General features: G+C 68.2%; 27 protein-coding genes and 1 tRNA gene. 14 read left to right on the top strand and 14 right to left on the bottom strand.

Annotation, left to right across the window (positions count from 1 at the left end; all coding sequences use genetic code 11):
* Positions 1 to 57: 57 nt before the first annotated feature.
* Positions 58 to 1,308: a threonine synthase gene (locus ACFQ0E_RS14155; protein ID WP_386824885.1), complete on the bottom strand. Its 1,251-nt coding sequence runs from the start codon at positions 1,306 to 1,308 to the stop codon at positions 58 to 60.
* Between the two features lie 123 nt (positions 1,309 to 1,431).
* On the opposite strand from ACFQ0E_RS14155, the gene nfi reads away from it, so the two are divergent.
* The 6 genes from nfi to ACFQ0E_RS14125 all read left to right on the top strand — a co-directional run bounded on the left by nfi (position 1,432) and on the right by ACFQ0E_RS14125 (position 8,192).
* The gene (gene nfi, locus ACFQ0E_RS14150) at positions 1,432 to 2,133 is read left to right on the top strand and encodes a deoxyribonuclease V (RefSeq protein ID WP_386824883.1); all 702 of its coding nucleotides are present in this window, start codon (positions 1,432 to 1,434) and stop codon (positions 2,131 to 2,133) included.
* 87 nt (positions 2,134 to 2,220) lie between these two features.
* Positions 2,221 to 2,673 (top strand): MarR family winged helix-turn-helix transcriptional regulator, encoded by a 453-nt coding sequence (locus tag ACFQ0E_RS14145; RefSeq protein ID WP_386824881.1) that lies wholly within the window; start codon positions 2,221 to 2,223, stop codon positions 2,671 to 2,673.
* A 1-nt stretch (position 2,674) separates the two neighbouring features.
* Positions 2,675 to 4,144 (top strand): efflux transporter outer membrane subunit, encoded by a 1,470-nt coding sequence (locus ACFQ0E_RS14140; RefSeq protein WP_386824879.1) that lies wholly within the window; start codon positions 2,675 to 2,677, stop codon positions 4,142 to 4,144.
* Positions 4,141 to 5,355 carry an HlyD family efflux transporter periplasmic adaptor subunit gene (locus tag ACFQ0E_RS14135; RefSeq protein ID WP_386824877.1) on the top strand — a complete coding sequence of 405 codons (1,215 nt, stop codon included), beginning with the start codon at positions 4,141 to 4,143 and terminating at the stop codon, positions 5,353 to 5,355. Before ACFQ0E_RS14140 ends, ACFQ0E_RS14135 begins: the two co-directional genes overlap by 4 nt.
* Positions 5,342 to 6,970, top strand: coding sequence for a DHA2 family efflux MFS transporter permease subunit (locus ACFQ0E_RS14130; RefSeq protein ID WP_386824875.1), 1,629 nt, complete (start codon positions 5,342 to 5,344; stop codon positions 6,968 to 6,970). The genes ACFQ0E_RS14135 and ACFQ0E_RS14130 overlap by 14 nt, the downstream gene beginning before the upstream one ends.
* A gap of 109 nt (positions 6,971 to 7,079) precedes the next feature.
* A complete protein-coding gene (locus ACFQ0E_RS14125) occupies positions 7,080 to 8,192 on the top strand; it encodes a glycerophosphodiester phosphodiesterase (RefSeq protein WP_386824874.1) in 1,113 nt (370 codons plus the stop codon).
* Between the two features lie 173 nt (positions 8,193 to 8,365).
* Here the strand turns inward: ACFQ0E_RS14125 and ACFQ0E_RS14120 are convergent, their stop codons facing one another.
* Entirely contained in the window at positions 8,366 to 8,878 is a 513-nt protein-coding gene (locus ACFQ0E_RS14120) for a single-stranded DNA-binding protein (RefSeq protein WP_386824872.1), read from the bottom strand.
* A gap of 178 nt (positions 8,879 to 9,056) precedes the next feature.
* Between ACFQ0E_RS14120 and ACFQ0E_RS14115 the strand changes: the two genes are divergently transcribed.
* From ACFQ0E_RS14115 to ACFQ0E_RS14105, 3 genes are all read left to right on the top strand, one after another.
* Positions 9,057 to 10,052: a polyprenyl synthetase family protein gene (locus tag ACFQ0E_RS14115; RefSeq protein WP_386824870.1), complete on the top strand. Its 996-nt coding sequence runs from the start codon at positions 9,057 to 9,059 to the stop codon at positions 10,050 to 10,052.
* Between the two features lie 3 nt (positions 10,053 to 10,055).
* Positions 10,056 to 10,298: a helix-hairpin-helix domain-containing protein gene (locus tag ACFQ0E_RS14110; protein ID WP_386824868.1), complete on the top strand. Its 243-nt coding sequence runs from the start codon at positions 10,056 to 10,058 to the stop codon at positions 10,296 to 10,298.
* 119 nt (positions 10,299 to 10,417) lie between these two features.
* Entirely contained in the window at positions 10,418 to 11,350 is a 933-nt protein-coding gene (locus ACFQ0E_RS14105; protein ID WP_386824867.1) for an alpha/beta fold hydrolase, read from the top strand.
* A gap of 78 nt (positions 11,351 to 11,428) precedes the next feature.
* Here the strand turns inward: ACFQ0E_RS14105 and ACFQ0E_RS14100 are convergent, their stop codons facing one another.
* From ACFQ0E_RS14100 to ACFQ0E_RS14085, 4 genes are all read right to left on the bottom strand, one after another.
* Complete coding sequence (locus ACFQ0E_RS14100; RefSeq protein ID WP_386824866.1) at positions 11,429 to 11,782, bottom strand: hypothetical protein; 354 nt, start codon at positions 11,780 to 11,782, stop codon at positions 11,429 to 11,431.
* Between the two features lie 64 nt (positions 11,783 to 11,846).
* Positions 11,847 to 13,238 carry a UDP-N-acetylmuramoyl-L-alanine--D-glutamate ligase gene (murD, locus tag ACFQ0E_RS14095; RefSeq protein WP_386824864.1) on the bottom strand — a complete coding sequence of 464 codons (1,392 nt, stop codon included), beginning with the start codon at positions 13,236 to 13,238 and terminating at the stop codon, positions 11,847 to 11,849.
* 4 nt (positions 13,239 to 13,242) lie between these two features.
* Positions 13,243 to 14,613 (bottom strand): UDP-N-acetyl-alpha-D-muramoyl-L-alanyl-L-glutamate epimerase, encoded by a 1,371-nt coding sequence (gene murL, locus ACFQ0E_RS14090; RefSeq protein ID WP_386824862.1) that lies wholly within the window; start codon positions 14,611 to 14,613, stop codon positions 13,243 to 13,245.
* Positions 14,606 to 17,224: a bifunctional aspartate kinase/diaminopimelate decarboxylase gene (locus ACFQ0E_RS14085; RefSeq protein ID WP_386824861.1), complete on the bottom strand. Its 2,619-nt coding sequence runs from the start codon at positions 17,222 to 17,224 to the stop codon at positions 14,606 to 14,608. Before ACFQ0E_RS14085 ends, murL begins: the two co-directional genes overlap by 8 nt.
* A 121-nt stretch (positions 17,225 to 17,345) precedes the next feature.
* Between ACFQ0E_RS14085 and ACFQ0E_RS14080 the strand changes: the two genes are divergently transcribed.
* The 4 genes from ACFQ0E_RS14080 to ACFQ0E_RS14065 all read left to right on the top strand — a co-directional run bounded on the left by ACFQ0E_RS14080 (position 17,346) and on the right by ACFQ0E_RS14065 (position 20,069).
* Positions 17,346 to 18,218 carry a PhzF family phenazine biosynthesis protein gene (locus ACFQ0E_RS14080; protein ID WP_386824859.1) on the top strand — a complete coding sequence of 291 codons (873 nt, stop codon included), beginning with the start codon at positions 17,346 to 17,348 and terminating at the stop codon, positions 18,216 to 18,218.
* A gap of 13 nt (positions 18,219 to 18,231) precedes the next feature.
* A complete protein-coding gene (locus tag ACFQ0E_RS14075; protein WP_386824857.1) occupies positions 18,232 to 18,564 on the top strand; it encodes a hypothetical protein in 333 nt (110 codons plus the stop codon).
* 136 nt (positions 18,565 to 18,700) lie between these two features.
* Complete coding sequence (locus ACFQ0E_RS14070; protein ID WP_386824855.1) at positions 18,701 to 19,579, top strand: PhzF family phenazine biosynthesis protein; 879 nt, start codon at positions 18,701 to 18,703, stop codon at positions 19,577 to 19,579.
* Positions 19,580 to 19,640: 61 nt separating this feature from the next.
* On the top strand, positions 19,641 to 20,069 hold the full coding sequence (locus ACFQ0E_RS14065; RefSeq protein WP_386824853.1) for a cupin domain-containing protein: 429 nt from the start codon (positions 19,641 to 19,643) through the stop codon (positions 20,067 to 20,069).
* 45 nt (positions 20,070 to 20,114) lie between these two features.
* Here the strand turns inward: ACFQ0E_RS14065 and ACFQ0E_RS14060 are convergent, their stop codons facing one another.
* The 5 genes from ACFQ0E_RS14060 to dnaX form a co-directional block, all read right to left on the bottom strand.
* On the bottom strand, positions 20,115 to 20,408 hold the full coding sequence (locus ACFQ0E_RS14060; protein WP_386824852.1) for a hypothetical protein: 294 nt from the start codon (positions 20,406 to 20,408) through the stop codon (positions 20,115 to 20,117).
* Positions 20,409 to 20,481: 73 nt separating this feature from the next.
* Complete coding sequence (locus ACFQ0E_RS14055; protein WP_386824850.1) at positions 20,482 to 20,823, bottom strand: histidine triad nucleotide-binding protein; 342 nt, start codon at positions 20,821 to 20,823, stop codon at positions 20,482 to 20,484.
* A gap of 103 nt (positions 20,824 to 20,926) precedes the next feature.
* A complete protein-coding gene (gene recR, locus ACFQ0E_RS14050) occupies positions 20,927 to 21,526 on the bottom strand; it encodes a recombination mediator RecR (protein ID WP_386824848.1) in 600 nt (199 codons plus the stop codon).
* A 93-nt stretch (positions 21,527 to 21,619) separates the two neighbouring features.
* Positions 21,620 to 21,946, bottom strand: a complete 327-nt coding sequence (locus tag ACFQ0E_RS14045; RefSeq protein ID WP_386824846.1) for a YbaB/EbfC family nucleoid-associated protein — start codon at positions 21,944 to 21,946, stop codon at positions 21,620 to 21,622.
* Positions 21,947 to 21,958: 12 nt separating this feature from the next.
* Entirely contained in the window at positions 21,959 to 23,761 is a 1,803-nt protein-coding gene (gene dnaX / locus ACFQ0E_RS14040) for a DNA polymerase III subunit gamma/tau (RefSeq protein ID WP_386824844.1), read from the bottom strand.
* Between the two features lie 124 nt (positions 23,762 to 23,885).
* On the opposite strand from dnaX, the gene ACFQ0E_RS14035 reads away from it, so the two are divergent.
* A tRNA-Ser gene (locus tag ACFQ0E_RS14035) sits at positions 23,886 to 23,978 on the top strand.
* Positions 23,979 to 24,277: 299 nt separating this feature from the next.
* On the opposite strand, the gene ACFQ0E_RS14030 is transcribed toward ACFQ0E_RS14035, so the two are convergent.
* The 3 genes from ACFQ0E_RS14030 to ACFQ0E_RS14020 form a co-directional block, all read right to left on the bottom strand.
* The gene (locus ACFQ0E_RS14030) at positions 24,278 to 24,889 is read right to left on the bottom strand and encodes a sigma-70 family RNA polymerase sigma factor (protein ID WP_386824842.1); all 612 of its coding nucleotides are present in this window, start codon (positions 24,887 to 24,889) and stop codon (positions 24,278 to 24,280) included.
* Between the two features lie 74 nt (positions 24,890 to 24,963).
* Positions 24,964 to 25,725 (bottom strand): flagellar type III secretion system pore protein FliP, encoded by a 762-nt coding sequence (gene fliP / locus ACFQ0E_RS14025; protein WP_386824840.1) that lies wholly within the window; start codon positions 25,723 to 25,725, stop codon positions 24,964 to 24,966.
* The gene (locus ACFQ0E_RS14020; protein WP_386824838.1) at positions 25,715 to 26,191 is read right to left on the bottom strand and encodes a hypothetical protein; all 477 of its coding nucleotides are present in this window, start codon (positions 26,189 to 26,191) and stop codon (positions 25,715 to 25,717) included. Before ACFQ0E_RS14020 ends, fliP begins: the two co-directional genes overlap by 11 nt.

Genomic DNA, 26,191 nt, shown 5'->3' with positions numbered 1-26,191 from the left:
ACGCCGGGGCTGAGCTACCGTAGCATGGGACACTGCCGCTTCGTGCAGATGCAGCCGCTACAGCAGATGTCGGACTGCCGGCAGGTATTTCTCCGACGACCCGGTATTCACCGCGACCACGCGTTCGCCTTTCTTCAGCAGGCCGCGATCGAGCAACTGCGGGATCGCGGCAAGGCAGGCGGCGCCTTCGGGGCTGATCCACCAGAACCTGTCGCGCCAGACGCGCTGCAGTTCGGCGCCGGTGTCGGCTTCGCTCACCGCGACTGCGGCGCCGCCGCTGCGGCGGATGATGTCGAGCACCTTGAAGTGCCCGACGCCGCCGGGCACGTTCAGACCAAAGCTCATCGTGCTGCCGGCTTCGACCACCGTGCTGTCGTCCGCGCCTGCATCGAAGGCACGCACCAGCGGCGGCGTGACTTCGCTCTGCACGCAGAGCATGCGCGGGCGGCGGCTGTCGATCAGGCCCAGCGCTTCGAGTTCGTTCCAGGCCTTCCACATGCCGAGCACGCCGGTGCCGCCGCCGGTGGGATAGATCACCGCGTCGGGCGGGGACCAACGCCTCTCTCCGGGCAGCGGCTCGGCCAGTTCCAGGCCCAGCGATTTCTTGCCTTCGATGCGCCAGCCCGGTTCCTGGAAAGTGGCGACCGAGAAATAGCCCTGCGGGATGTAGTGTTCCTTGAGATAGGCACCGGCCTCGCGGATGGTCGGGCCGATCAGTTCGAGCTTCACCCGGTCCGGATGGCGCAGCGCTGCAGCGGCGACATTGCCGAGGATCGGCGCCGGCGTGTCGTCGGGCATCGCCACCACGACCGAGAGGCCACCGGCGAGCGCGTAGCGCGTGAGCGAATCGCCGGCGTTGCCCTGCGTGGGCACCGCGAGTTTCGTCAGGCCGAGGCGGCGCGCCTGCGCGACCACCATCGCCATGCCGCGATCCTTGAAGCTCTGCGTCGGATTGGCGCCGAACCCCGGATGGGCCTTGCCCTCTTCCTTCACCTGCAGCGCGAGTCCCGCCGAGACCGCGAGCGGATGGTCGCGATAGTCGAGCAGCGGCGTGTGGCCTTCGCCGAGCGCGACGATGTGCCGCGCGTCGTCGGGATTCGCCATGTCCATCGCCATCAGCGCGCCGAAGCGCCAGAGGTCGCGACGCGACGGCTCGTACCATGCAGCATCAGGCTTCTCGGCCGCCAGGCGTTCGAGATCGAGCACCATCTCGACCGGCCGGCCATCGACGGGATCGAGGTTCATCGGGACGTCGGCCGGGTATTCGACACCGGAAGCGAGACCTCGCAGACAACGCACGTACGACATCGGACCGACTTCCCTGAATGAACGAAGCCGCGATGGTAGCGGAGCGGCCACCAGCGACGGCCTGCCGCAACGGCGAATGAATCTCGACAGCGCGTCTTCAGGCGTTGCGGGCAGAATCGGCACATGGACACGACATCGGGCACGACGGCATTCGAGGACTGGGACGGCAGCATCGCTGGCGCACGCGCGCTGCAGGCGGCGCTCGCGCGCAAGGTGCGGCTGGAAGACGACTTCGCCTCGCCGCCGCGCCTGATCGCAGGCTTCGACGTCGGCTTCGAGGACGGTGGCGAAACCACGCGTGCCGCGGCCGTACTGCTCGACGGCGATTCGGCGGAGTTGCGGCATGCATGCGTCGCCCGCGTGCCGACCTCGATGCCCTACGTCCCCGGCCTGCTGTCGTTCCGCGAGCTGCCGGCCCTGTTCGCGGCGCTGGCACTGCTGCCCGAGACGCCCGACCTGGTCTTCGTCGATGGCCAGGGCATCGCCCATCCGCGCCGGCTGGGGATCGCGGCGCACTTCGGCGTCGTCACCGGCCTGCCCTGCATCGGTGTGGCGAAGAAGCCGCTGGTCGGCACCGCCGACGGTGTGCTCGGCGACGAACGCGGCGCACGCGTGCCGCTGCGCCATCGCGGCGAGCAGATCGGCTGGCTGCTGCGCAGCAAGCCGATCTGCCTGCCGCTGGTGGTCTCGCCGGGGCATCGGGTGTCGATGACCACCGCCGTCGAGATGACGATGCGCTACGTCGGCCGCTACCGCCTGCCCGAACCTACCCGGCAGGCCGATGCCGTGGCCTCGCGCCGACCGGGGGCGGCACCGGTCGTTTGAGCATCCTGCTCATGTAACGCTGCGTTCTTGTTTGCCCTTTTAATATTTGCATTGACAAATATTGCAAGGGTCAAAATAATTCGCACCATGAACGCAGCCTCCCAGACCCCGCAGTCCGGCTCGCAGCTCGGCCTGCTGTTCCGCCAGGTCCGCGACGCCATGTGGGCGCGCATGGAACGCGAACTCACCCAGGCCGGGCACGACCTCACCTTCAGCCAGTACATCACCCTCAAGCGCCTCGCCGAAGGTGAGGCCGGCGCCAGCGAACTGGCCCGGGCGGCGGACCTCAATCCCAGCGCGATGACCCGCCTGCTCGACCGGCTGGAAGAGCGCGGCTTCACCACCCGGATCGACGATCCCGACGACCGCCGCGCGGTGCGCGTGGCCCTGACCGAAACCGGCCGGGCGATGTGGGCCGACATCCACCAGTGCGGCCTGCGCGTCCGCGAACGCGCCCTGCGCGGGCTGTCGGAAGCCGAACAGGAAACCCTGATGCGCCTGCTCGGCCAGGTGCGCGACAACCTCGGTGGCGAGGACTGACATGACACGCGACTTCCGCTTTCCTTTCCTGCGCTTGCTTCCTGCCGTGCTCGTGGCCGCAGTGCTGTCGGGCTGCGCAAGCACCCATGGCCTGGCGCCCGCATCCACGCCCCGCGACGCCGATACCCTGGCCGTATCGAAGACCTTCGAAGGCCGGCTGTCCGACGCGGCCTGGCCCGCGAGCGACTGGTGGCATGCCTGGGGCGATCCGCAGCTCGACGCCCTGATGGCCGATGCACTGCGCGATGCGCCTTCGATCGACGCCGCCGAAGCCCGCGTGCGCAAGGCACAGGCCCAGGCCGGTCTGGCCGACGAGGCCCGCCGGCCCGGCGTGCGCGGCACGGCGCAGTATTCCGGCGCCTATCTGCCGGAAAGCCTGATTCCCGAGAACGTCGGCGGCGGCGAATACACGGGCGTGTCGCTGATCGACCTGTCCTTCGCATACGACCTGGACCTCTGGGGCGGCAAACGCGCCCGCTGGGAAGCGGCGGTGGATCAGGCGCATGCCGCCGAGGTCGACGTGCAGCACGCACGGCTCATGCTGACCGGCAACATCGCACGCGGCTATGTCGCGCTGGCGCAGGCGCACGACCTCGTCGACACGGCGGAACGCGAGCAGGCGCGTGCGCAGGGCATGCTCGATCTCGCCCGGCGTCGCGTCGGTGCCGGTCTCGATAACACGCTCAACCTGCGCCAGGCCGAAAGCGCGGTCGCCGCGGCACGCCAGCAGGCCGACGCCGGGCGCCAGCGCATCGACGCGCTGCGCAACGCGCTCGCCGCGCTCGCGGGCCAGGGGCCGGATCGCGGCCTGGCGCTGCAGCGGCCGCGCCTCGGTGCATCGGCCGATGCCGCCCTGCCCTCGCTGCTGCCGAGCGAACTGCTCGGTCATCGCCCCGACGTGGTCGCCGCGCGCTGGCGCGTGGAAGCCGCCACGCGCGGCATCGACGCCAGCCAGGCCGAATTCCGTCCGAACGTGAATCTCAGCGCCATCGTCGGCCTGGCCACGGGCAAGCTCGGCGACCTGTTCGACCCGAAGTCCGCCTTCGCCACTGGCGGCCCGGCGATCAGCCTGCCGATCTTCCAGGGCCGTCGCCTGCGCGCGCAGCTCGCCGGCGCCGATGCCGACTACGACCTCGCAGTCGCGCAGTACGACCAGGCCGTGCTCGGCGCCCTGCGCGAAGTCGCCGACGCCCTGCAGGCCTCGCGCACGCTGGACGCACAGATCGCCTCGACCCGCGAGGCGCGCGATGCCGCCGCCCGCGCGCGCGACGTGCTCGCCAGCCGGCATCGTGCAGGCCTGGGCACGCGTATCGACGTGCTGAACGCCGAACGTCCCGTCCTGCAGCTCGACCAGCAGCTCGCCGCACTGCGCGCGCAGCGCGCCACTGCTTCCGCCGACCTCGCGATCGCCCTCGGCGGCGGCACCACGCCGATCTCTCCTTCCCTGTCTTCCGCATCGAACACGCCATGAGCACGCCGACCTCTCCCGCTCCCGCAACTCCGGCGAACGCGCAGTCCGCCACGCCAACCCAGGCACCGCAGGGCAACGGCAAGCGCCGCCGCGCGCTCACCGTGCTCGGTGCCGTCGTCGCGATCTCCGGCCTCTCCTGGTTCGCCTGGCACATGATGGTCGGGCGCTGGCACCAGGAGACCGATGACGCCTACGTGCAGGGCAACATCGTCACCATCGCACCGCAGACCACCGGCACCGTGGTCAGCATCCTCGCCGACGAAGGCGCGCGCGTCGAAGCGGGTCAGCCGCTCGTGCAGCTCGATCCGAACGATGCACGCGTCGCCTTCGAGCAGGCCGAAGCCAACCTCGCCGGCACCGTGCGTCAGGTCCGCGGCCTGTTCAACGCGGTGGATGCCGGCGAAGCCGACCTGCGCGCGCGCGAAGTCGCGGTGAAGCAGGCGCGTGCCGACGTGGCGCGGCGTGCGGGCCTCGTCGCCGAAGGTGCGGTCTCGGCCGAGGAACTCGCGCATGCCCGCGCCCAGCTCGACGCCGCAGAAGCCGCGCTGTCCTCCTCGCGCGGCCAGCTGTCGCGGAGCCGCGCGCTGGTCGACGACACCACGGTGATGAAGCAGCCGCAGGTCGAGGCCGCCGCCGCGCAGCTGCGCCAGGCCTACCTCAACCTGCAGCGCGGCGCGATCCTCGCGCCGATCTCGGGCCACGTCGCGAAACGCAGCGTGCAGCTCGGCCAGCGCGTGCAGCCCGGCACCACCCTGATGACCGTGGTCCCGCTGGACCAGGTCTGGGTGGACGCGAACTTCAAGGAAACCCAGCTGCGCGACATGCGCATCGGCCAGCCGGTCGAATTGGTCTCGGACGTCTACGGCGACGACGTGCGCTACATCGGCCGGATCGCGAGCATCGGCCTGGGCACCGGTAGCGCGTTCGCACTGCTACCGGCGCAGAACGCCAGCGGCAACTGGATCAAGATCGTGCAGCGCGTGCCGGTGCGCGTGACGCTGGAGCCGAAGCAGCTGGCCGAACATCCACTGCGCGTCGGCATGAGCATGTCGGCCGATGTGTCGCTGAAGCAGCGCGACGGCACGACGCTCGCGACCCGGCCCGCGACGAAGCCCGTGCTGGTCACCAGCGCCTATGCGAAGCAGCTCGCCGAAGCCGATGCGCTGATCCAGCGCGTCGTCCGCGACAACCTGCCGGGTGCGTCGCGCTGATCGCGCGCGCAATCCCGACGCCCGGACCCACGCCATGACCACCGCAACGGCCACCGCCGACGCCGCACCCGCTGCGCCGCCACCTGCGGCGCCGGGTTTCCTGCCCGCCAGCGTGCCGCTGACCACGCTGGGCCTCGCGCTCGCGTCGTTCATGCAGGTGCTGGACACGACGATCGCCAACGTCTCGCTGCCGACGATCTCCGGCAACCTCGGCGGCAGCGCCAACCAGGCGACCTGGGTGATCACCTCGTTCGCGGTGAGCAATGCCATCGCGCTGCCGCTGACCGGCTGGCTCAGCCGCAAGTACGGCGAGCGCAAGCTGTTCATGTGGTCGACGCTGGCCTTCGTGATCGCGTCCTTCCTGTGCGGCATCGCGAGCAGCATGGGCTTCCTCGTGTTCGCGCGCGCACTGCAGGGCTTCGTCGCCGGGCCGATGTATCCGGTCACCCAGGCGCTGCTGCTGTCGATCTACCCGCCGCAGAAACGCGGGCAGGCAATCGCCCTGCTGGCGATGGTGACGGTGGTCGCGCCGATCGCGGGGCCGATCCTTGGTGGCTGGATCACCGACAACTACAGCTGGGAATGGATCTTCTTCATCAACGTGCCGATCGGCATCTTCTCCAGCATCGTCGTCGGCCGCCAGCTCAAGGGCCGGCCGGAGCGTCTCGAAAAACCGAAGATGGATTACATCGGCCTGGCCACGCTGGTGCTGGGCGTGGGCGCGCTGCAGATCCTGCTCGACCTGGGCAACGACGAGGACTGGTTCCGTTCGCAGCTGATCGTGGTACTCGCGATCATCGCCGCGATCTCGCTGGCGGTGTTCGTGATCTGGGAACTCACCGACAAGGACCCGATCGTCAACCTGCGCCTGTTCCGCCACCGCAATTTCAGCGCGGGCACCGCCGCGATGGTGGTCGCCTATGCGGCTTTCTTCAGCGTCGGCATCCTCGTGCCGCTGTGGCTGCAGCGCAATCTCGGCTACACCGCGATCTGGGCGGGCTTCGCGACCGCCCCGATCGGCATCCTGCCGGTGCTGCTCACGCCATTCGTGGGCAAGTACGCGAGCCGCTTCGACCTGCGCATGCTCGCCAGCCTCGCGTTCGTCGCGATGTCGTTCACGAGCTTCGCACGATCGCACTTCAACCTCGACGTCGACTTCAACACGATCGCGCTGATCCAGCTGTTCCAGGGCATCGGCGTCGCGCTGTTCTTCATGCCCGTGCTGCAGATCCTGCTGTCGGACCTGGAACCGCACGAAATCGCGGCCGGCTCGGGGCTGGCGACGTTCATGCGCACCCTCGGCGGCAGCTTCGCGGCCTCGCTGACCACCTACGCCTGGACCGAACGCGGCGCCGTGCATCACGCGCATCTCACCGAGCGGGTCTCGGCCTACGACCCATCCACGATGCAGCAGGTCGCCGCGCTCGGCGGCGGCGACCCGCAGACCGGCGCAGCGGTGCTGGAACGCATGATCACCCAGCAGGCCGCGCAGATCGGCTTCAACGAGATCTTCCATCTGCTGGGCATCATCTTCCTGTGCGTGATCGCGTTCGTCTGGTTGGCCAAGCCGCCGTTCGGCGCGAAGGCGGGGCCCGCAGCGGCCGGCGGTCACTGACTCGAGACCCGTTGAATCCAGTCGCACCCCGACCGCGCCGTGTCGGGCACGCGAACAACCGCAATCTCGATCGTGCATGCTGGCGCCGCCCCCGCCAGCCCCGCATGCCATGTCCCCTCGCCTGACCGCCGCCCTGCTCGCCCTCCTGCTCGTGGCAGGATGCAAGACCACGTCCCATCCGCAAGCGAAGCCCATGCCGCCGACCTCCGACAACCGAACGCCGCCGCTGGTCATCGGCCATCGCGGCGCCAGCGCGCTGCGTCCCGAGCACACGCTGGAAAGCTACCGGAAGGCGATCGAGGACGGCGCCGACCTGATCGAGCCCGACCTGGTCAGCACGCGCGACGGCGTGCTCGTCGCGCGCCACGAGAACGAGATCTCCGGTACCACCGATGTCGCGTCGCGTCCCGAATTCACCGGCCGACGCACCACGCGCAGCATCGACGGCGAGCGCGTGACCGGCTGGTTCACCGAGGATTTCACCCTGGCCGAACTGAAGACGCTGCGCGCCCGCGAACGCCTGCCCGAGCTGCGCAGCACGGCATTGGACGGCCGTTTCGAGATCCCGACCCTGGCCGAGATCCTCGATCTCGCCGCCGCCGAATCCGCCGCGCGCGGCCGCGTCATCGGCCTGGCGCCGGAGCTGAAGCATCCGACCCATTTCGCATCGCTGGGCCTGGCGATGGAAAGCAGATTGCTCGATGCACTGAACGCGCATCCGCACACACGCACTGCGCCCGTGGTGATCCAGTCGTTCGAGACCGCCAACCTGCGCGCGCTGCGCGAGCGGATCCCGCGTCCATCGAATCTGACGCTGCTGCAGCTCTACGGTGACCCGAACGAGAAGCCCTTCGACACCGTCGCCGTCGGCAAACCGCGCAGCTATGCCTCGCTGGCCACGCCCGAAGCGCTGCGCGAAGTCGCGACCTATGCCGATGCCATCGGCCCGCATTACCTCGCCATCGCACCGCGCAAGGCCGAAGACGGCACATCGCGCAGCCCGCTCGTCGACGCCGCGCATGCCGCCGGGCTGCAGGTGATCGTCTACACCTTCCGACCCGAGAACCACTTCCTGCCCGGCGACTATCGCGGCACGGGCGGCCCCGCCGCGCGCCACGACGCCGGCTCGATCCGGCAGATCCGCGACGCCATCGCCGTGGGCATCGACGGCTTCTTCACCGACGACCCGGCCGTCGGTCGTCGCGCAGTGGACGGCGACTGAGATATGCTTTTTGCCACGGGTCGACGCGGAGTTTGCGGATCGAAAGCGATCTTCATCACCGAACAGATTCGCGTGAATCCGCATCATCCGCGGCGGAAAAAGTACACGCGGCAACGAAAAAGCCCGCCGTCGCCGGCGGGCTTTTCGATGATCCGGGCAGTGGATGCCGGGAATCAGAACGGGATGTCGTCGTCGGAGAAGTCGTCCATCGCCGGGGGCGGGTTGTTGGCCGGGGCCTGGCGCTGACCGCCGCCGTATCCACCGCCGCCACCGCTGCGCTGGCCGCCGCCGTAGCCGCCGCCGCCTTCCGAACGCTGGGCGCGCTGCGGACGTTCACCGCCGCCGCCATCGCCGCGACCGCCGAGCATCTGCATCTCGTCGGCGATGATGTCGGTGGAATAGCGCTCGACGCCGTCCTGACCGGTGTACTTGTCATAGCGGATCGAGCCTTCGACGTAGACCTGGCTGCCCTTGCGCAGGTATTCGCCAGCGATCTCGCCGAGCTTGCCGAAGAAGGTCACCCGGTGCCACTCGGTGCGTTCCTGGGTGTTGCCTTCCCTGTCCTTGCGCACCGAGGTGGTGGCCAGGCTGACCTTGGTGACGGCCATGCCGCCCTGGGTGTACTTGGTTTCGGGATCGTTGCCGAGGTTGCCGACCAGGATCACCTTGTTGATGCCGCGTGCCATGAAGAGTTCCTGCTGAGTCGCCGTGGGTGGCGAAGGACATTCCATTATAACCGGGGCCTCGGCGGCATCAGGCAACAGGCCGTGACCGGGTCGGAAAATCCCGCATCGCAGGGTCGGGCAAGCCCGACCCGGTGTCGCCGGCCATTTATAATGGCCGCTTCGCCCGCCTGGACCCCACATGGAAGCCACTTCGGTGCCCGCCTCGCTCGACCTGCCCGCCATCCTGGCCCTGGCCTCCCCGGACATGGCCGCCGTGGACGCCCTGATCCGCCGTCGCCTGGGCTCGGACGTGGTCCTGGTCAACCAGGTGGCCGAGCACATCGTCTCCGGCGGCGGCAAACGCCTGCGTCCCATGCTGCTCCTGCTCGCGGCCCGCGCGCTGGGCCACCAGGGCGGCGATGCCCAGCAGCTGGCTGCCGTGGTCGAGTTCATCCACACCGCCACCCTGCTCCATGACGACGTGGTCGACGAATCCGACCTGCGCCGGGGCCGCAAGACCGCCAATGCCGTGTTCGGCAATGCCGCCAGCGTGCTGGTCGGCGACTTCCTGTACTCGCGCAGCTTCCAGCTGATGGTCGAGCTGGAGCGGGTCGAGGTGATGAAGATCCTCGCCGACACCACCAACGCCATCGCAGAGGGCGAAGTGCTGCAGCTGCTGCACATCCGCAACCCGGACACCGACGAGCCGGCCTACCTGAAGGTGATCGAGCGCAAGACCGCCGTGCTGTTCGCCGCCGCGACCCGCCTGGGTGCCCTGCTCGCGGGCGCCGACGCCGCCGTCCAGCAGAAGCTGCACGACTACGGCATGGCCCTGGGCTATGCCTTCCAGATCGCCGACGACGTGCTGGACTACAGCGCCGACGAAGCCGCACTGGGCAAGCACCTCGGCGACGATCTCGCCGAAGGCAAGGCCACGCTGCCGCTGATCCACGCAATCCAGCATGCCGACGCGGCTACCCGCGAGCGCCTGCGCACGATCGTGCAGGAAGGCGATGTCGATGCGATGCCCGAAGTGCTGGCAGCGATCGCGGCGACCGGGGGCATCGACTACAGCCGCAAGCGCGCCGAGGACTATGCGACCGCCGCCGAAGATGCCCTCGATGGCCTCGGCGACAACGACGCCCTCGCTGCGCTGCGCGGCCTGGCGCGTTACGCGGTGCAGCGCGATCGTTGAACCATGGGATTTCCTGCCGACCAGCGGACCCTGCTGCTCTCGCTGAAGGGCGTGGGCCCGACCGTGATCGATCGACTCGAACAGATCGGCATCGATTCGCTTGCGCTGCTCGCGGACACGGAAGTCGATGCGATCCTGCAGCAGGTCGCCGGCATGCTCGGAACCACCTGCTGGCGCAACAGCCCGCAGGCGAAATCCGCCATCGCCAATGCAGTTGCGGCTGCGCGCGCGGCGACCGCAGGCTGACCCGACGCATCGACTTCGGGTGACGAAAGGCAGGGGCACGGGGTGACGATCGACCCCTGATGCCATCGGACGCGCATCGCCAGACTGGAGGCCTGTCTTTCGTCGCCTCCGGAGCCACCATGTTGCGTCGCCTCGTCCTCCTCGTTTCAGCTCTGGCCGCCTTCGCGACCGCGCACGCTGTGCCTCTCGCCGACGGCGTCGGCACCTTCACCACCGACGACGGCGTCGTCCTGCACTACGACATCGCCGGCACAGGCGCGCCTGCGGTGTTCGTCCATGGCGGTCCAGGCTCCGGATCAGCGGGTTTCCAGGCCGTCGCGGGCGACCTGTTCGAACGCGACTTCCGCATGGTCTACCTCGACCAGCGCGGCAGCGGCCATTCGGCCAGCGCCGGCAATGGTGACTATTCGCTCGAGCGCCAGGTCGCGGATCTCGAAGCCCTGCGCCGGCACCTGAAGATCGAACGCTGGACCGTGGTCGCCTATTCGTTCGGCGGACTGATCGCGCAGTCCTATGCCGTGAAGCATCCGGAGCGGGTGCGCGCGATGATCATGGGCAACGTGCTGCTCGACCTGGGCATGTCGATGCAGAGCAGCTACACGCACGGCCTGGCCCTGATTCCCGAAGCGGCGCGTCCGAGCTTCGACGACGCGATCCCGTTCCCGCAACGCTACTTCACCGTGCTGGGCATGCTGCAGAAGATGGGCCTGTCCTGGCAGCTGCAGTACGCATCCGAAGCCTCGAAGCGCGCGGCGGAGGCCAAGGTGGCAGGCCATGACCTCGGCAGGAACCGCGACATGGGCACGAAGGTCTTCAGCGGCCACCCGGGCAGCTACTTCAACGACCTGATCCCGTCGACCGCACAGGTGACGGTCCCGGTGCTGGTGATCGACGGCCAGGACGACCATGCCGTCGGCCCTCAGGCGGAACGCTTCGCGTATCCGACGATGACGCGCGTCACCCTGCCCGGTCGCCACAACCCCTTCATCGACGCGCCCGATGCCTATCGCGACGCCGTGCATGCCTTCGCGAAGCGACACCGCCTGCGCTGATCGCAGGGCGTCCCCATCCCCCTCGAACGACAAGGCCCGGCAATGCCGGGCCTTGTTGCATTCGTACTGTCGATCCGATCAACCGCGCAGGGAAAAACCCGATACGTCGGTCAGGGCCACGCGGAAGAAGCCGAGCTTGCCGCCGGCGGCCTGCGCATCACGCAGATGGATGTAAGCGACGTCGTCGTCGAAATCATCGTCGTCTTCGTCTTCCTCGTCGCCTTCCTCCGACGCATCCGCATCGGACTCGCCCTCGGCTTCGGCATCGAGTTCGAGATACGCACGGGTCAGCGCATGGCTGGACATGTATTTCTCTTCGCTGACCACATGACCGGTGACGAGCATGCCGCCGACGATGAGCGAGACCTCGGCTTCGACCGGGGTCTCGGCTTCGGCGAGTTCGATGAGGTGTTCGAGCAGGGGATCGTACATGCGGGAGTCCTCCGGAGGATGCCGTGATGGCGAAACCCCAAGGATATCGCAAGCCGCGCGGCGATCAGGCGATGCCGAGTCCCGGAATCGCGGTGATCGCCTCGGGATCGAATCCGGCGAGTGCGGCGAAGTGCCGGCCGCGTTCGGTGTAGTCGCGATAGCTGCCGAAACTCGGCGCGCCCGGCGACAGCAGGACCACGCCCTCCCCGCCCAGCGCGGCACGCGCTTTCGCGACGGCGTCCGGCAGATCGACCGCAGCGACCAGCGCGAAGCCAGCCTCGTCTGAGACCGGCGCCAGCAGGTCGTGGATCTTCGGGCCGTTCTGGCCGAGGGTGACGATCACGGCCGGTGCATGGCGGCGCATGGCCTGCGCGAAATCCGACCAGTCGATGCCGCGGTCGTGCCCACCCGCGAGCAGCGCGACGCGACGCGAGCGGAAGCAGTCCAGCGCGGCGAGACTGGCATGCGGTGTGGTGCTGATCGAATCGTTGACCCAGGTCAGGCCATCGCGCGTGCCCAGCGTCTGCAGGCGATGCGGCAGCGGCTGGAAGGTGGCGGCATGTGGCGCCAGCGCCTCGGCATCCAGGCCCAAGGCCTCGATCGCCGCGAGCACCGCGCAGAGATTGCTGCGGTTGTGGCGACCCGGCAGCGGCACATCGGCGGCATCGAACACCGCACGCTCGCCGCGATGCACGACATCGCCGCGCAGATGCCAGCCGTCCTCGCCGCCGACGAAGCGGACCTCGCTGTGCGGCAGCGAGAGCGCGGACAGGCGCGGATCGGCACCGTTGAGGATCGCGATGCGCGGCGCGGCACCGGTGAACAGCGACAGCTTGTCGGACACGTACTGCGCTTCGCTGCCGTGCCAGTCGAGGTGCTCGGGGAAGATGTTCGTCGCCACCGCGATCGACGGGCGCACGCCGGAGGCGGCGACATCGCCGGTCTGGTAGCTCGACAGCTCGATCGCCCAGAATTCCGGCGGATCGTCGACGTCGATCACTTCGAGCAGCGGCAGACCGATGTTGCCGCACAGCGCGGTGCGATGCCCGCCGGCGCGCAGCAGGTGCGCGAGCAGCGCGGTGGTGGTGCTCTTGCCCTTGGTGCCGGTGACGCAGATCGTGCGCGCATCGGCGTGTTCGGCGAACCACAGCGCGGTGCCGCCGATGAAGCGCGTGCCGCGTTCGGCGGCAGCCAGCGCTTCCGGCTTGTACGGGCTGATGCCCGGCGACTTGATCACGACATCGAACGCCGACAGCGCTTCGGCAGTGGCATCGGTGCGCGCAGTGAGCAGCGCATCGCCGAGCGCGTTCGCATCGGCCAGCTCCGCTTCGCTGCAGAACAGGGTCAGCGACAGCGCCGGCAGGCGTCGGCGCAATACGCGCCACGCCGCGCGGCCTTCGCGGCCCCAGCCCCAGAGCGCGACCTTCAGGCCCGCCAGCGATGCGATGTCGAGCATCGACTCAGGCCGCGAAGCGCGCACGCAGGCGCTCCCAGATCGCGGCCGGCACGCGGTGCTCGTCGTCGATCGCCATCAACGCGTCGACATCGAGTTCGGTCGCATCGAGCTGCGGCCGGATCTCGCGGACGAAGCGTTCGACGATGTCGTCCTCGCGCCATTCCGGACGTTCGGCCAGCGCCGCCATCGCCGCGCGCGATTCCCGCCCCTCGCCCACGCACTCGAACGGCTTGTGGTCCTGGAATTCGAGCAGCGCGTCGTAGCCGGCGGTCTGCACGGGATCGTCGAGCAGGTTGCGGCCGAAGATGCCGACGAGGCGCGGTTTCGGCATGAACGGCGCCAGCGCGAGGAACACGAAGTGGCATTTCGGGCAGACGCCGCACCAGCGGTTGACCGGGCGCTCGCCGAGGATGTGGAAATTGCGGTTGCAGCTGGAGAAATGCGCGTCGTAGTGGTCGCTCTTCGCGAACTGTCGCGCGACCGCCAGTTCGCTGAGCGGGCGCAGCAGCGAGTAGTAATGCAGGTCGGCGGCGATGCGCGCGTGCACGTAGTCGCCGAAGTCGCGCTCGAAGGCCCAGCCCTTCGACCACTGGTGGTTCACTTCGCCTGTGCCTTCGATGAGGCTGCCGTAGCTGGCGGAACGCTCGTTGGAGAACACCACCTGGTTCGCACCGGTCAGGATCGCGGCAAAGACCATGATCGCCGAATTCACGGCGGTCACCGGGATGTGCCCGTTCCACGCGCCCTGGCGGTTGTACTCGAACAACTGCGGCGCGAGCTGGCGGCCGAGGTTGAGCGTCGGCAGGCCTGTGCGCTCGGCACAGGCCTTGATGAGCTGCGAACCGCCGATCCACGTGACCGTCTGCGCGATGTCGATGCCGCGCAGCGCCTCGATCGAGACCAGCGAATCCTTGCCGCCGCCGATGGCGACCAGCGCGTGTTCGGGGAGACCGAGCGCCGGGGCGCTCGTCGCGACTTGCGTCGCTCCCACGGGGAAGCGGATGCGGCCGCGCAGGTTCAGGCCATTGCGGTACGCGAACTCGCCGAGGCCGTTGAGGTAGACGCCCTCCAGCAGCGCGGCGGTGTCCGCATCGATCGCATAACCGTCGATGCGGATCTCCTCCGGCACCGCCGCCTTGTAGTAGCTCACGCCGGCGATCAGGTGCAGCAGGCGCAGTGCGCGTTCCGCAGCCTCGGCACGCGCGCCCTCCAGCACGAACGGCGCGCCCGGCACGGTCACGGTCTCGACCAGCTCCGGACCGTCGTCGAAGGCATAGACCAGCTGCGCGATGCCGGCCTGCGCGTCGAAGCCGCAGCGGACGAAACGGAAGGCGCGAATCTCGTCGCGTTTGAAGTCTTTGGCAGGATCAGACATCGATGATTTCCTCTGCCGGCAGCGCCCGCAGGTTGTAGGTGTTCGCCATCGCCATGCCGTAGGCGCCGGCGTCGGCGATCAGGAACACGTCGCCCTCGGCGCTGGCGGCAGGCAGCATGCGTGCGCGACCGAACACATCGCTGCTTTCGCAGATCGGGCCGACCACGTCGAAGGCCGAGATGGCGGCGTCATCGATGCGCGAGAGGTTGTGCACGCCGTGGTAGGCGCCGTACATCGCCGGGCGCATCAGCACGTTCATGCCGCCGTCCAGGCCGACACGGCGGATGCCGTCCTTCTCGATGACCTGGGTCGCGCGGACCAGCACCACGCCGGCCTCGGCGACAAGGTAGCGACCCGGTTCGATCGCGAGGCGATACCGCCCGTAGCCGGCCTTGATCTCGTCCAGACCCGCACGCCACGCGGCGATGTCGAAGGGTCGTGCATCGGCGGTGTAAGGCACCGGCAGACCGCCGCCGATGTCGATGATGTCGACCGTACCCACCTGGTCGGCGAGGCTGGCCAGGTCGGCGAACACGTCGCGCCAGTGAGAGGGGTTGTCGATGCCGCTGCCGAGGTGCGCGTGCAGCGCGACGATCTTCGTGCCGAGCTTGCGCGCCTCGGCGACGAAGGCGTTCACCTTCGCCACCGGCAGGCCGAACTTGGCGTCGCTGCCGCCGGTGCGCACCTTCTCGTGATGGCCATCGCCGCGACCGAGGTCGAGGCGCAGCCAGATCGCGCGGTCGCGGAAGCTCTCCGGCCAGCGCTGCAGGGCCTCGACGCTGTCGACGGTGACGTGGATGCCCTTGGCCAGCGCCGCGTCGTATTCGGCGCGGGGCGCGAAGCTCGGCGTGAACAGCACGCGCGCCGGATCGATGCCCGGCAAGGTCGCGAGCACGTGCGCCACCTCGGCCAGCGACACGCATTCGAAGCCGAAGCCTTCGGCCTCCAGCGTGCGCAGGATCGCCGGGTTCGGATTGGCCTTGAGTGCGTAGAACCGCAGGTCGATCGCGGTCGTCTCGCGCAGCGCACGCGCGCGGGCGCGCACGGTCGGCAGGTGGTAGACGTAGCGCGGCGTGCCGGCCTCGGCACGCGCGACCAGATCGGCCACGTGCCCACGCCACCACGGCGTTTCGCGCTGGGGCTTGCCGTGCGCGATCTCGGTCCAGCTCGGACCGAACACCGCACCATCCTGCACCGGCATCGCGCCGCTGCGGATCAGCTCGCCATGCAGGTGCGGCAGCAGGCCGTCGGCATCGGCTTCGTCGATCACGAAGGTGAGGTTGAGGTCGTTCGACGACTGCGAGATCAGATGGACGCGCTCGCGACCGAACGTCGCCCAGACATCCGACAGCTTGTGCAGCAGCGAGCGCATGCCGCGACCGACCAGGGTGATCGCCGCGCAGGGCGCGATGACCTTCACGCGGCAGACTTCGGACAGATCGGCCGACAGTTCGGCCAGCACGCTGCTGCTGACCAGGTTCTCGCTCGGGTCGAGCGACACGGTCACGTTGGTTTCCGACGAGCCGATCATGTCGATCGACAGGCCGTGGCGCTTGAAGCGCTCGAACACGTCGGCGAGGAAGCCGACCTGCTGCCACATGCCCATGCTTTCCATGGACACCAGGACGATGCCGTTGCGTCGGCTGATCGCCTTCACGCCCGGCACGGTGGTGGCCGTGCCGTCGATGCGCGTGCCCAGCAGTTCCGGGCGCTCGGTGTCGAGAATCGCCATCGCCACGCCGGCGTCGCGGCACGGCGCGATCGAACGCGGATGCAGCACCTTGGCGCCGGTGGTCGCGATTTCCTGCGCTTCTGCGTAGTCGAGGCGGGCGAGCAGGCGCGCGTCGGGCACCTCGCGCGGGTTCGCGCTGAACATGCCGGGCACGTCGGTCCAGATCTCGACGCGCGACGCTTTCAGCAGCGCGCCGAAATACGCCGCGGACGTGTCCGAGCCGCCGCGACCGAGAATCGCGGTCTGGCCATCGGCATGGCGGGCGATGAAGCCCTGCGCGATGAGCGCGCGCGTCGGCTGCGCGGCGAAGCGACTGCGGACATCGTCGAGAAAGGCCTTTTCGCCGAGATACTGGCAGTTCACCGACAGCCGCTGCGCCCAGGCGCTTGCATTGGGCAGCGACACCGCAGACAGCCAGTCACGCGAATCGCACCAGCCGATGTCGAGTCCCTGCGCATGCAGATAGGCCGCACCGATCGTCGACGACAGCAGCTCGCCCTGAGCCAGCACTTCGGCCTGCCAGTCGAGCGCACGCGACGCGGCGCGCGGATCGGTGCCGAGCGCGGACAGGATCGAAAGACGCTCGCCCAGCACGGCATCGGCATCGAGATCGAGCTCCACGCAGAACGCGCGGTGCCGTTCGATAAGCGCGGCGATGCGATCGTCGATCTCGCGACCGTCCGCGATCGCGGTCAATTCGTTGGTGACGCCCGACAGCGCAGAGACCACCACCAGCACGCGACCGCCCGTGTCATCCATCCGTTTTTTCGCCAGCCGGCCGATGGTGTCCCAGCGGTGGCGACGCGACACCGAGGTGCCGCCGAACTTGAGCACGACCCAGGCGCCTTGGCGGGGGTCGGCAGGATGCGTATCGGGCATTGGTCTGCTTTGAGGAGAGGGAATTGGGGGGATGTAGACTGCGTGGTTCCGGCGCTCGGAACCGCCCACGGGAGCGGCGCGTCGGAACCCCACATTCTAAGCCAGCGGGAGCAGTGGAGAGATGGTGCTTCGTTATCTGCAGATGGACGTGTTCGCCGCACGCCCCGGTATGGGCAACGCCCTCGGCGCGGTGATCGACGGCGAACGCTTCGACCCGGCGCGCATGCAGGCCTTCGCGGCCTGGACCAACCTCTCCGAAACCATCTTCCTGCTGCCGCCGACCACGCCCGAGGCCGACTACCGGGTGCGGATCTTCACGCCGCGCAGCGAACTGCCCTTCGCCGGGCATCCCAGCGTCGGTGCGGCCTGGGCCGTGCTGGAATCCGGGCTGGTCGCGCCGGAGCGGACCAGCCTGGTGCAGGAATGCGCCGCCGGCCTGCTGCCGGTGCAGATCGAGCATCGCGACGGCCGCCGCCGCACCGCGATCCGCGCGCCGCGCGCGCGTCGGGTCGGTGGTGAGGAACTGGCGCCGGCATTGATGGACGCAGTCGCGAGCAGCCTTCGACTCGGCGCGCTCGAGCCCGCCCTGTGGGACAACGGCCCGAAGTGGTGGCTGCTGGAGCTGACCGATGCCGAGGCCGTGCGCAGCCTCCGTCCGGATTTGCCCGCCATCGCCGCGCTGACCGAGGCCACCGGTGCCGTCGGGCTTGCCGTGCATGCGCCCGAGGAACGCGACAACCACCATCTCGTCGTCCGCGCGTTCTGCCCGGCCGATGGCATCTCGGAGGACCCGGTGACCGGCAGCGCCCAGGCCGGCATCGCCGCGCGGCTGGCCCATGCCGGACGCCTGCCCGGTATAGCCGGATGCTACGTCGGCAGCCAGGGGCGCGAGCTGGGGCGCGACGGCCGCGTCGAGGTGCAGGTCGATGCAGCCGGCGATGTGTTCATCGGCGGCGACGTGGTGCCGGTGATCGTCGGCACCGTGGCCTGGTGAGGGAGACGGCATCATGATCCACGCCCCAAAGATCCATGCGATGCAGTACGAACTCCGTCCCGCGCCGCACAGCGCGGATGCCGGCGAGATCGGCGGTGCGATCGCGACCAGCTTCGTGCGTGCGGACGATGCCGACGCCGCGCTGGCCATCGCCCTCGCCTACTACCGCGACAGCGATTGGGAGGTGGTGGCGCAGGAGCAGCCGCCGCAGCCTGTCGAGCGCGCCGCGTGCGAAGACGATCCGGAATGGCTGGACGCCTACGACGAAGCTGCACGCGAGGGCGAATGTCACCTGTTCGATCTGTGGTCCGCCGCAGTCGATGAAGGTGATGACACGGGGCACTGATTGCATCTGAAACTTTGGCAAAAACTGCCAAAGAATCGCGGGTTTTCAGATTATTCGCGATGATCGCGCGGCGCATGCGCGTTGCGTGCCGCGCGCTGCTAAGCTGCGCGGCCCCGATGCCCGGATGCAGTCTGCAATGAGTCTCCGTCGTTACGTGCAAGTCGATGTCTTCGCCGACCGCCCCGGCGCCGGCAACCCGCTGGCGGTGGTGCTCGATGCGGAGGGCCTGAGCGATGCGGAGATGCAGGCCATCGCGAAATGGACGCGCCTGCCGGAAACCACCTTCGTGCTGCCGCCGGTGAGCGACGACAGCAGCTATCGCATCCGCATGTTCAGCCCGCGCCGCGAAGTGCCCTTCGCCGGGCATCCCAGCGTCGGCACCGCGCACGCCGTGCTCGAAGCGGGACTGGCCACGCCGAAGGACGGCCTGCTGGTGCAGGACGGCATCGCCGGCAAGCTGCCGCTGCGCGTGGACGGCGAAGGCCGCACGCGCACCATCGCGGTGCGCACGCCGCGCGCCAGCGTGCGCGAGGTCGCCAGCACCGACGACCCGCGCCTGCGCGACGTGCTGAAGACCCTGCCGCTCGGCGCATTGCCTCCCGCGCTGATGGACGGCGGTCGCCGCTGGTGGCTGGCCGAGCTGGAAAGCGAAGCCGCTCTGCGCGAAGCCACACCGCCGTGGGACGCGATCGGCACCCTCGCGCAATCCACCGAGAGCATGGGCCTGTGCGCGTTCGCGCGCAGCGACGACCCGGTGTACTACCTCGCCGTCCGCGCCTGGGTCGGCGCCCCCGCGCAGTTCGAGGACGCCGCCTCCGGCGCCGCCAATGCCACCCTCGCCGCCTGGCTCGCCTCGCAGGACGCCCTGCCCGGCGACAGCGGTTTCTACCGCATCAGCCAGGGCCGCGAAGTCGGCCACGACGCGATCATCGAACTCACCGTCGACGATGCAGGCGACGTGTGGTCGGGTGGACGGGTGTGCACGGTGGTGCGCGGGGAGATTGATTGGCGCTAGTGTTTCAGCGGACAAATCTCTACGGATGCAGGCGCCGACCACGCTCAGGAGAACGCAACGCATGAACACCACGAAGACGCTCTGCCTGCTCGCACTTGGCCTGCTGTTCCAGTCGAACGCCCACGCGCTGGAATCCTCCGCATCAGTCAAGACCACGACACTGATGAAGACCACGTCGAGCTGGGACGGGACGCCCATCGCCTATCCTGCGGGTCAGGCGGAAATCACCGGCATCCTGGTCGAGATCGCGCCCGGCGGAGAAACGGGCTGGCATCAACATCCCGTGCCCTCGTTCGGCATGCTGCTCGAAGGCGAACTGGACGTGCGATTGAAGGATGGTTCGGTCAAGCGCCTGAAGGCCGGCGACACGCTCGCCGAGGTGGTGAACACCCTGCACAACGGCCGGAACGCCGGCACCACGCCGCTGAAGCTGGTCGTGTTCTATGCCGGCGCGGTGGACAAGCCGCTGTCGGTCAAGGAAGCGCAGTAGGCAGCTGCAAGACCTGTCGCATGCAGGCCGAATCAAACGCCGACTTCAGAACGACGAGAACTGCGCGCCCTCAGGAAAGAAGTAGTCCAACAGAAAGACTTCGACTTCGGCAATCGAGTCCAGCATGACATCGATTTCCGGCTGAGCATCTTCCTCCAGCGAACCCCACAATTCGACCCACCACTTTTCCTCGGCCGGAGAGACTTCAGCGGATCGCCCATTGCAGACGATATAGAGAAATCGTCCCGCACCAGACCCTCGTATCGATACGAGGGATGACAATGGCGACAGGCGTTGCACAAGATGACCAAGATTCGCTTCGACTGAATCAGCGATCATGGATAAAAACACGCACTGATGTCTCGACAGCGTCGAAGACAGTGCACCACGCACGCGCGTGTGAATTGCGATTTCACCCGAACCGCCCCAACGGCCCACCGGCCAGCAGATGCATGTGGATCTGGAACACCGTCTGCCCGCCGTGGTCGTTGCAGTTCATGACGATGCGATAGCCGTCTTCGGCGAAGCCCTCCCGCTTGGCGTAGTTCGCGGCGGCGACGGCGAGGCGGCCGATGATCTCGGCCTGATCGGGCTGCACGTCGTTGAGCGTGGGCACTGTCACCTTCGGCACGAACAGGATGTGGATCGGTGCCTGCGGCGCGATGTCCTTGAAGGCGATGATGCCGTCGTCCTCGTAGACGATGGTCGCGGGGATCTCGCGGCGGATGATCTTGTGGAAAATGGTGTCCGACATGGGCGTCTCCTGTGGTGATGCCCGGATTGTAAGCGCATCCCGAAAACCTACGGCGGCTGCAGGCGTCGCGACTCGCGTCGCTCCCACATCCGGGGCCGGATGATCAGATCGGCATCTCGCTCCGCGAGCCGAACGCATGCGACAGCGTGCCGCGATCGACGTATTCGAGTTCGCCGCCCAGCGGCACGCCGTGGGTGAGCCGGGTCGGCTTGACCTTGTGCTGGCGCGCGAGCTGGGCGAGGTAGTGCGCGGTGGCTTCGCCTTCGACGGTGGGGTTGGTGGCAACCACGAGTTCCTGCACTTCGCCTTCGGCCAGTCGTGCGGCGAGCGCGTCGAGACCGAGTTCGCGCGGGCCGATGCCGTCGAGCGGGCTCAGGCGGCCCTGCAGGATGAAGTAGTAGCCGCGATAGCCTGTCGCCTGCTCGATCGCGAGACGATCCACCGGCGACTCGACCACGCACAGCAGATGCGCGTCGCGCGCAGCGCTGGCACAGATTGTGCAGACCGGGGTTTCGCTGAAATCGCGGCAACGCTCGCAATGACCGACGCGCTCGACCGAATCGGCCAGCGCATTCGCCAGGCGCTGGCCGCCCTCGCGGTCGCGTTCGAGCACGTGGTAGGCCATCCGCTGCGCGGTCTTCTGGCCCACGCCCGGCAGCACGCGGAAGGCGTCGATGAGTTGTTCGAGGAGGGAAGCGGTCATGTCAGGCCTGTAGAGCGGGTCGAAGACCCGCTACACACCTCTCCGGAGAGTGGGCAGCGGGTCTTCGACCCGCTCTACAAAACGAATGAGGGATCAGAACATCCCCGGGATCTTCATGCCCGGCGGGATCGGCATGCCGGCGGTGGCGCCGGACATCTTCGCCTGCGATTCGGCGTTGACCTTGTTCACCGCGTCGTTGATCGCGGCGGCGATCAGGTCTTCGGTCATCTCCGCATCGGACAGCACGCTCGGCTCGATGCGCACCTTGCGGCATTCCATCTTGCCGGTGAGCGTGATGCTGACCATGCCGCCGCCGGCGCTGCCGGTGACTTCAAGCTTGGCCAGTTCTTCCTGCGCGCGCTGCAGGTTTTCCTGCATCTTCTGCGCCTGCTGCATCAGTTGGGCGATGTTTCCACGCATGTTGGCGTTCTCTCAATCTTGGTAGGGACGGATGGAATCGGGCACGAGCTTCGCGCCCTGGCCTACCAGACGCTGCACGTCCGGATGGGCCACGAAATTCTCTTCGGCGGACGCCTGCTTCTGGTCGCGCTGGCGTTCGTTGCGCTGGTGCAGGGTTTCGGCGTTCGGCGCCTGGCCGGTTTCGAAACGCAATTGCACGGTTCCGCCGAGCTGCGCGTTCAGCGAGTCGGTCAGTGCATTGATCAGGCCCGGCAGGCGCAGGTGGTCGTCATCGGGTGAAAGCGCCAGGCGCATCACGCCGTTGGCATAGTCGATGAACGCGGCATGCGCGGCCAGTTCGCGCGCGGGCCCACGCAGGCCGCAGTTGGCGACCAGGTCCAGCCAGCGGTCGCTGTCGATCGCGATGTTCGGCGGCGGCGCCTCGGCGGAAGGGAGGCTCGGTGCCGGGGCTATCTGGGCGGCCGGCGGCGCGGTCATCTCGATGCGCGGCGACGGCATTGATGCGGGCGCGGCTGCGGGGGGCGGTGCCGGCTGGGCCACTGGCCTGCGCTCCGGGGCAGCCGGGTTTTCCCGTGCCTCCGGCGGCAGCGGGCGCGACATCGAAGGCGCGGGCTTGGCCGCTGCGCTCTCGAAGGCGGCGGCACGCGCGGCCTCGGGACCACGAACGCCGCTGGCCGCTGGCCGTTCGACCTGGGCGCCACCGCCCTCGGCCGGACGGAAGGCGAGCATGCGCAGCGCGGTCATCTCGAACCCGGCGCGCGGGCTGGGGGCATAGCCCAGGTCGCGGCGGCCATGGAGTGCCATCTGGTACCACAGCTGGACGATTTCCGGCCGCAACTGGCCGGCAATCGCATCGATATCGACGCCATCGGCTTCGATCTCCGCCGACGGCACCAGTTGCCGGACCTGCACGCGATGCAGGGCCTCGGCCAGGGCATCCAGCACGCCGGCCCAGTCGGGCGAGAAGTCGGACAGCGCCGCGATCTCGTTCATCAGGGCAGCACCGTCGCCGGCGACAAGGGCACCGAGCACGGCCCCGACCCGCATCCGGTCGACCGTGCCGAGCATGGTCGCGACCCCGGCATCGGTGAGCGGCACGCCCGCCCCACCTTCGTGGGTGGTGCTGGCGCCGGTGTAGGCGATCGCCTGGTCGAGCAGCGACAGACCGTCGCGGAGACTGCCATCGGCGGACTTCGCCAGCTGGCGGATCGCGCCCGGTTCGGCGGGAATGCCCTCGGCTTCGAGGATCTTCGCCATTTGCCCCTGGATCTGGCTTTCCTCCAGGCGCTTGAGGTTGAACTGCAGGCAGCGCGACAGCACGGTGACCGGCAGCTTCTGCGGATCGGTGGTCGCGAGCAGGAATTTCACGTGCCCCGGCGGCTCCTCCAGCGTCTTCAGCAGCGCGTTGAACGCCGACTTCGACAGCATGTGGACTTCGTCGATCAGATAGACCTTCACCCGGCCGCGCGAGGGCATGTACTGGGCGTTGTCGATCACCTCGCGGACGTCGTCCACGCCGGTGTTCGAGGCCGCGTCGATCTCCAGCAGGTCGATGAACCGGCCGGCATCGATGTCCCGGCAGGCATTGCACTGGCCGCAGGGCTCGGCGGACGTGCCCTGCTCGCAATTCAAGGACTTGGCGAAGATGCGGGCGATGGTGGTCTTGCCCACGCCCCGGGTGCCGGTGAACAGGAAGGCGTGGTGGACCCGGCCGGTGTCGAGGGCATTGCTGAGCGCGCGGACCACGTGCTCCTGCCCGACCAGTTCGGCGAAACGCTTGGGGCGCCACTTGCGGGCGAGGACGAGATAGGACATGGGCACATTCTGCCATGCGCGCCGTTCGGCCGGACCCGGGCGGGCGTTTCCTTGTCTCATTAAAGGGATGAAGCTAGAATTGGCGCCCCCGAGACGGCTGGAAAGCCGCCGCAGGGCAAAATCCGGAGAGGTGTCCGAGTGGTTGAAGGAGCACGCCTGGAAAGTGTGTAAGCGTCTAAACCGCGCTTCGGGGGTTCGAATCCCCCTCTCTCCGCCAGATACGCGAAGGCCCCCGCAAGGGGGCTTTTGCGTATCTGGCGGAGCGCAGCGGGTGAGAACCCCCACGGGTTCGACGCATCGGCAGGACTGCCGATGCGCACGGCGAAGCCGCCCATCGGGCGAGGGCCATGGATGGTCAGAGTGCATCCCACCCTCCGCCAAGCTTTCAGGCAAGGCCCTGATCTTTCAGGAATTTGCTCTATCCGGGACATGGCCGCCACGCCACAGCCCTCGATGCGGGTCATCAGGCCCGCTGCACACATATAGATGTGTCTCGATCAGGAACCCGGGCTCGGATCACCGGCAGTCGCGCAGGATGTCACGCAAACGCTGCAGCGCCTCCCGATGCAATTGCGATACCCGGCTTCGACTGATCCCCAGGCTGTCGGCGACATCGCTGAAGGGCACGAATTCGAAGTAATGGGCGATCACCACGTCCTGCAGGCGGTCCGGCAGGCGGTCGACGGCGGCCTTCAGGCGCAGATGCGTCTGGTCGCGCTGCACGTAGGTCGACGCGTCGATCGTCGCCTCGCTGGCGGCATGATCGAGCAGGAAGCCCATGCCCAGCGCGATCACCGCATCGACCACGGTGTCGAACGCATCGCCCTCCGCGTCGCGGTGATGGGAGAGTCGCTCGGCATGGCGCTGGTCGTCGTTGGAAATGCCGCGCTCGCGCAGCATCGATCTCACGCCATTGAAGACGGCGCCACGCACGCGCGCACGCGCGAAGGCGCGGAAGTCGACGCCCCGCTCGGGCTCGTAGCGCGAGAGCGCTTCCAGCATGCCCAATTCGGCGTTCTGCACGAAATCGAGGGTATCGAGACTGAAGATGCCGACCCGTCGATAGACGCTCCTGGCGATCGCCGCCGCCCAGGCCATGTGCAGGCGGAAGAGATGATCGCGTGCCACGAGGTCCCCACCCTGGCGAAATCGTCGCCAAAGCTCGGCTTCCTCGGCGACGAGATCGATCGCGACCGACATGCTCAGGACCAGTAGCTGCTCAACAGGGCGCGGGAAACCAGCACCCAGCCATCGATCAGGACGAACAGCAATATCTTCAGCGGCAGGCTGATGGTCGCTGGCGGCACCATGATCATGCCGAGCGCCATGAGCACGGAGCCGACCACGAGATCGATCATCAGGAACGGCAGGAAGATCACGAAGCCGATCTGGAAGGCCGTCTTCAGCTCGCTGAGCAGGAACGCGGGCGCGAGATGCCGCATCGCGATGTCTTCGATCGACTTGGGCGCGGGCGCACGCGCCATCTCGAGCACGGCGCGCAGGTCCGACTCTCGGGTCTGGCGGATCATGAACTGGCGGAGAGGCACCGCGCCACGCTCCAGCGCCTCGCGGGTATCGATCTGCTCAGCCAGGTAGGGTGTGAGCGCGACCTTGTCGATCTCGTCAACCACCGGCGCCATCGTGAAATAGGTCAGGCAGATCGAGAGCGCGACGATCACGCTGTTCGGCGGTGTCTGCGGCAGGCCGAGCGCGTGGCGCAGCAGCGACAGCACGATGACGATGCGCGTGAACGCGGTCATGCCGATCAGCATCACCGGGATCAGGGACAGCATCGACAGCGCGACGAAATTGCGCAGCACGGGCGAATAGTCCTGCTTCATCACGCCACCGACCATGTCGACCGGATCCGCGGCGAAGGCGGCACCGGCCACGCAGCACAGGCTGGCGAGGGCAAAGACGCGCCACGGCAGGCGGCTGCCCTGTCGGCGCGAATCACTGTTCATCGTCATGTCCGTCATCAAGGGAAGGCGCGTCGTCTCCGTCGCGCAGGGGATGCAACCGCGCATTCGCGGCGATGGATTCGACCAGCACGTAACGACGCTCGCCATCGCGGATGCGGTAAAGCATGGTGCGAGGACTGACGCGCAGGGCCTGCTCCACGCGCATCGCATCGTGGCCTGCCCTGTTCGCCGTCGCACCGACAGGCCCGGACACGATCCAGCGATCGAGCAGGCCGCGCGATTTCGCGAGACGCAGCACCACCACGAAGACTGCGAGCATCAGCACGGTGATCGCCAGCACACCGATCAGCGAACCGCCCGCTGCGCTGCCTTCCTTGCGGTAGGGAATCGGCGCGACAGGGCGTTCCGGCACCATCTTGGTCGTGACGACGGGCGCCGGAACGGTCGTCGCCGGTGCCACGGAACGCGCCGTGACGGCCGGCTCGGCGGCGGTCGAGGCCTGCTGCAT

It is taken from the genome of Lysobacter brunescens, assembly GCF_042677005.1.
GTDB lineage: Bacteria > Pseudomonadota > Gammaproteobacteria > Xanthomonadales > Xanthomonadaceae > Lysobacter_I > Lysobacter_I brunescens.
Note: the sequence above shows the minus strand (reverse complement) of the source record. Positions and strands in the feature narration are given on the sequence as shown.

What these genes read in the sequence shown, in the direction of transcription:
- ACFQ0E_RS14120 (WP_386824872.1), bottom strand. Translation starts at nt 8,878, where the DNA reads ATGGCACGCGGCATCAACAAGGTGATCCTGGTCGGCAACCTCGGCAAC.
- murD (WP_386824864.1), bottom strand. Translation starts at nt 13,238, where the DNA reads ATGCTCGACATCGCATCGCTGGCGGGCCTGAAGGTCGCGCTCTGGGGC.
- ACFQ0E_RS14065 (WP_386824853.1), top strand. Translation starts at nt 19,641, where the DNA reads ATGAACACCACGAAGACGCTCTGCCTGCTCGCACTTGGCCTGCTGTTC.
- ACFQ0E_RS14080 (WP_386824859.1), top strand. Translation starts at nt 17,346, where the DNA reads ATGGTGCTTCGTTATCTGCAGATGGACGTGTTCGCCGCACGCCCCGGT.
- ACFQ0E_RS14085 (WP_386824861.1), bottom strand. Translation starts at nt 17,224, where the DNA reads ATGCCCGATACGCATCCTGCCGACCCCCGCCAAGGCGCCTGGGTCGTG.
- ACFQ0E_RS14110 (WP_386824868.1), top strand. Translation starts at nt 10,056, where the DNA reads ATGGGATTTCCTGCCGACCAGCGGACCCTGCTGCTCTCGCTGAAGGGC.
- ACFQ0E_RS14020 (WP_386824838.1), bottom strand. Translation starts at nt 26,191, where the DNA reads ATGCAGCAGGCCTCGACCGCCGCCGAGCCGGCCGTCACGGCGCGTTCC.
- ACFQ0E_RS14140 (WP_386824879.1), top strand. Translation starts at nt 2,675, where the DNA reads ATGACACGCGACTTCCGCTTTCCTTTCCTGCGCTTGCTTCCTGCCGTG.
- ACFQ0E_RS14135 (WP_386824877.1), top strand. Translation starts at nt 4,141, where the DNA reads ATGAGCACGCCGACCTCTCCCGCTCCCGCAACTCCGGCGAACGCGCAG.
- ACFQ0E_RS14070 (WP_386824855.1), top strand. Translation starts at nt 18,701, where the DNA reads ATGAGTCTCCGTCGTTACGTGCAAGTCGATGTCTTCGCCGACCGCCCC.
- ACFQ0E_RS14075 (WP_386824857.1), top strand. Translation starts at nt 18,232, where the DNA reads ATGATCCACGCCCCAAAGATCCATGCGATGCAGTACGAACTCCGTCCC.
- ACFQ0E_RS14115 (WP_386824870.1), top strand. Translation starts at nt 9,057, where the DNA reads ATGGAAGCCACTTCGGTGCCCGCCTCGCTCGACCTGCCCGCCATCCTG.
- ACFQ0E_RS14105 (WP_386824867.1), top strand. Translation starts at nt 10,418, where the DNA reads ATGTTGCGTCGCCTCGTCCTCCTCGTTTCAGCTCTGGCCGCCTTCGCG.
- ACFQ0E_RS14045 (WP_386824846.1), bottom strand. Translation starts at nt 21,946, where the DNA reads ATGCGTGGAAACATCGCCCAACTGATGCAGCAGGCGCAGAAGATGCAG.
- ACFQ0E_RS14145 (WP_386824881.1), top strand. Translation starts at nt 2,221, where the DNA reads ATGAACGCAGCCTCCCAGACCCCGCAGTCCGGCTCGCAGCTCGGCCTG.
- murL (WP_386824862.1), bottom strand. Translation starts at nt 14,613, where the DNA reads ATGTCTGATCCTGCCAAAGACTTCAAACGCGACGAGATTCGCGCCTTC.
- dnaX (WP_386824844.1), bottom strand. Translation starts at nt 23,761, where the DNA reads ATGTCCTATCTCGTCCTCGCCCGCAAGTGGCGCCCCAAGCGTTTCGCC.
- ACFQ0E_RS14055 (WP_386824850.1), bottom strand. Translation starts at nt 20,823, where the DNA reads ATGTCGGACACCATTTTCCACAAGATCATCCGCCGCGAGATCCCCGCG.
- nfi (WP_386824883.1), top strand. Translation starts at nt 1,432, where the DNA reads ATGGACACGACATCGGGCACGACGGCATTCGAGGACTGGGACGGCAGC.
- ACFQ0E_RS14100 (WP_386824866.1), bottom strand. Translation starts at nt 11,782, where the DNA reads ATGTACGATCCCCTGCTCGAACACCTCATCGAACTCGCCGAAGCCGAG.
- ACFQ0E_RS14125 (WP_386824874.1), top strand. Translation starts at nt 7,080, where the DNA reads ATGTCCCCTCGCCTGACCGCCGCCCTGCTCGCCCTCCTGCTCGTGGCA.
- ACFQ0E_RS14155 (WP_386824885.1), bottom strand. Translation starts at nt 1,308, where the DNA reads ATGTCGTACGTGCGTTGTCTGCGAGGTCTCGCTTCCGGTGTCGAATAC.
- ACFQ0E_RS14060 (WP_386824852.1), bottom strand. Translation starts at nt 20,408, where the DNA reads ATGATCGCTGATTCAGTCGAAGCGAATCTTGGTCATCTTGTGCAACGC.
- recR (WP_386824848.1), bottom strand. Translation starts at nt 21,526, where the DNA reads ATGACCGCTTCCCTCCTCGAACAACTCATCGACGCCTTCCGCGTGCTG.
- fliP (WP_386824840.1), bottom strand. Translation starts at nt 25,725, where the DNA reads ATGAACAGTGATTCGCGCCGACAGGGCAGCCGCCTGCCGTGGCGCGTC.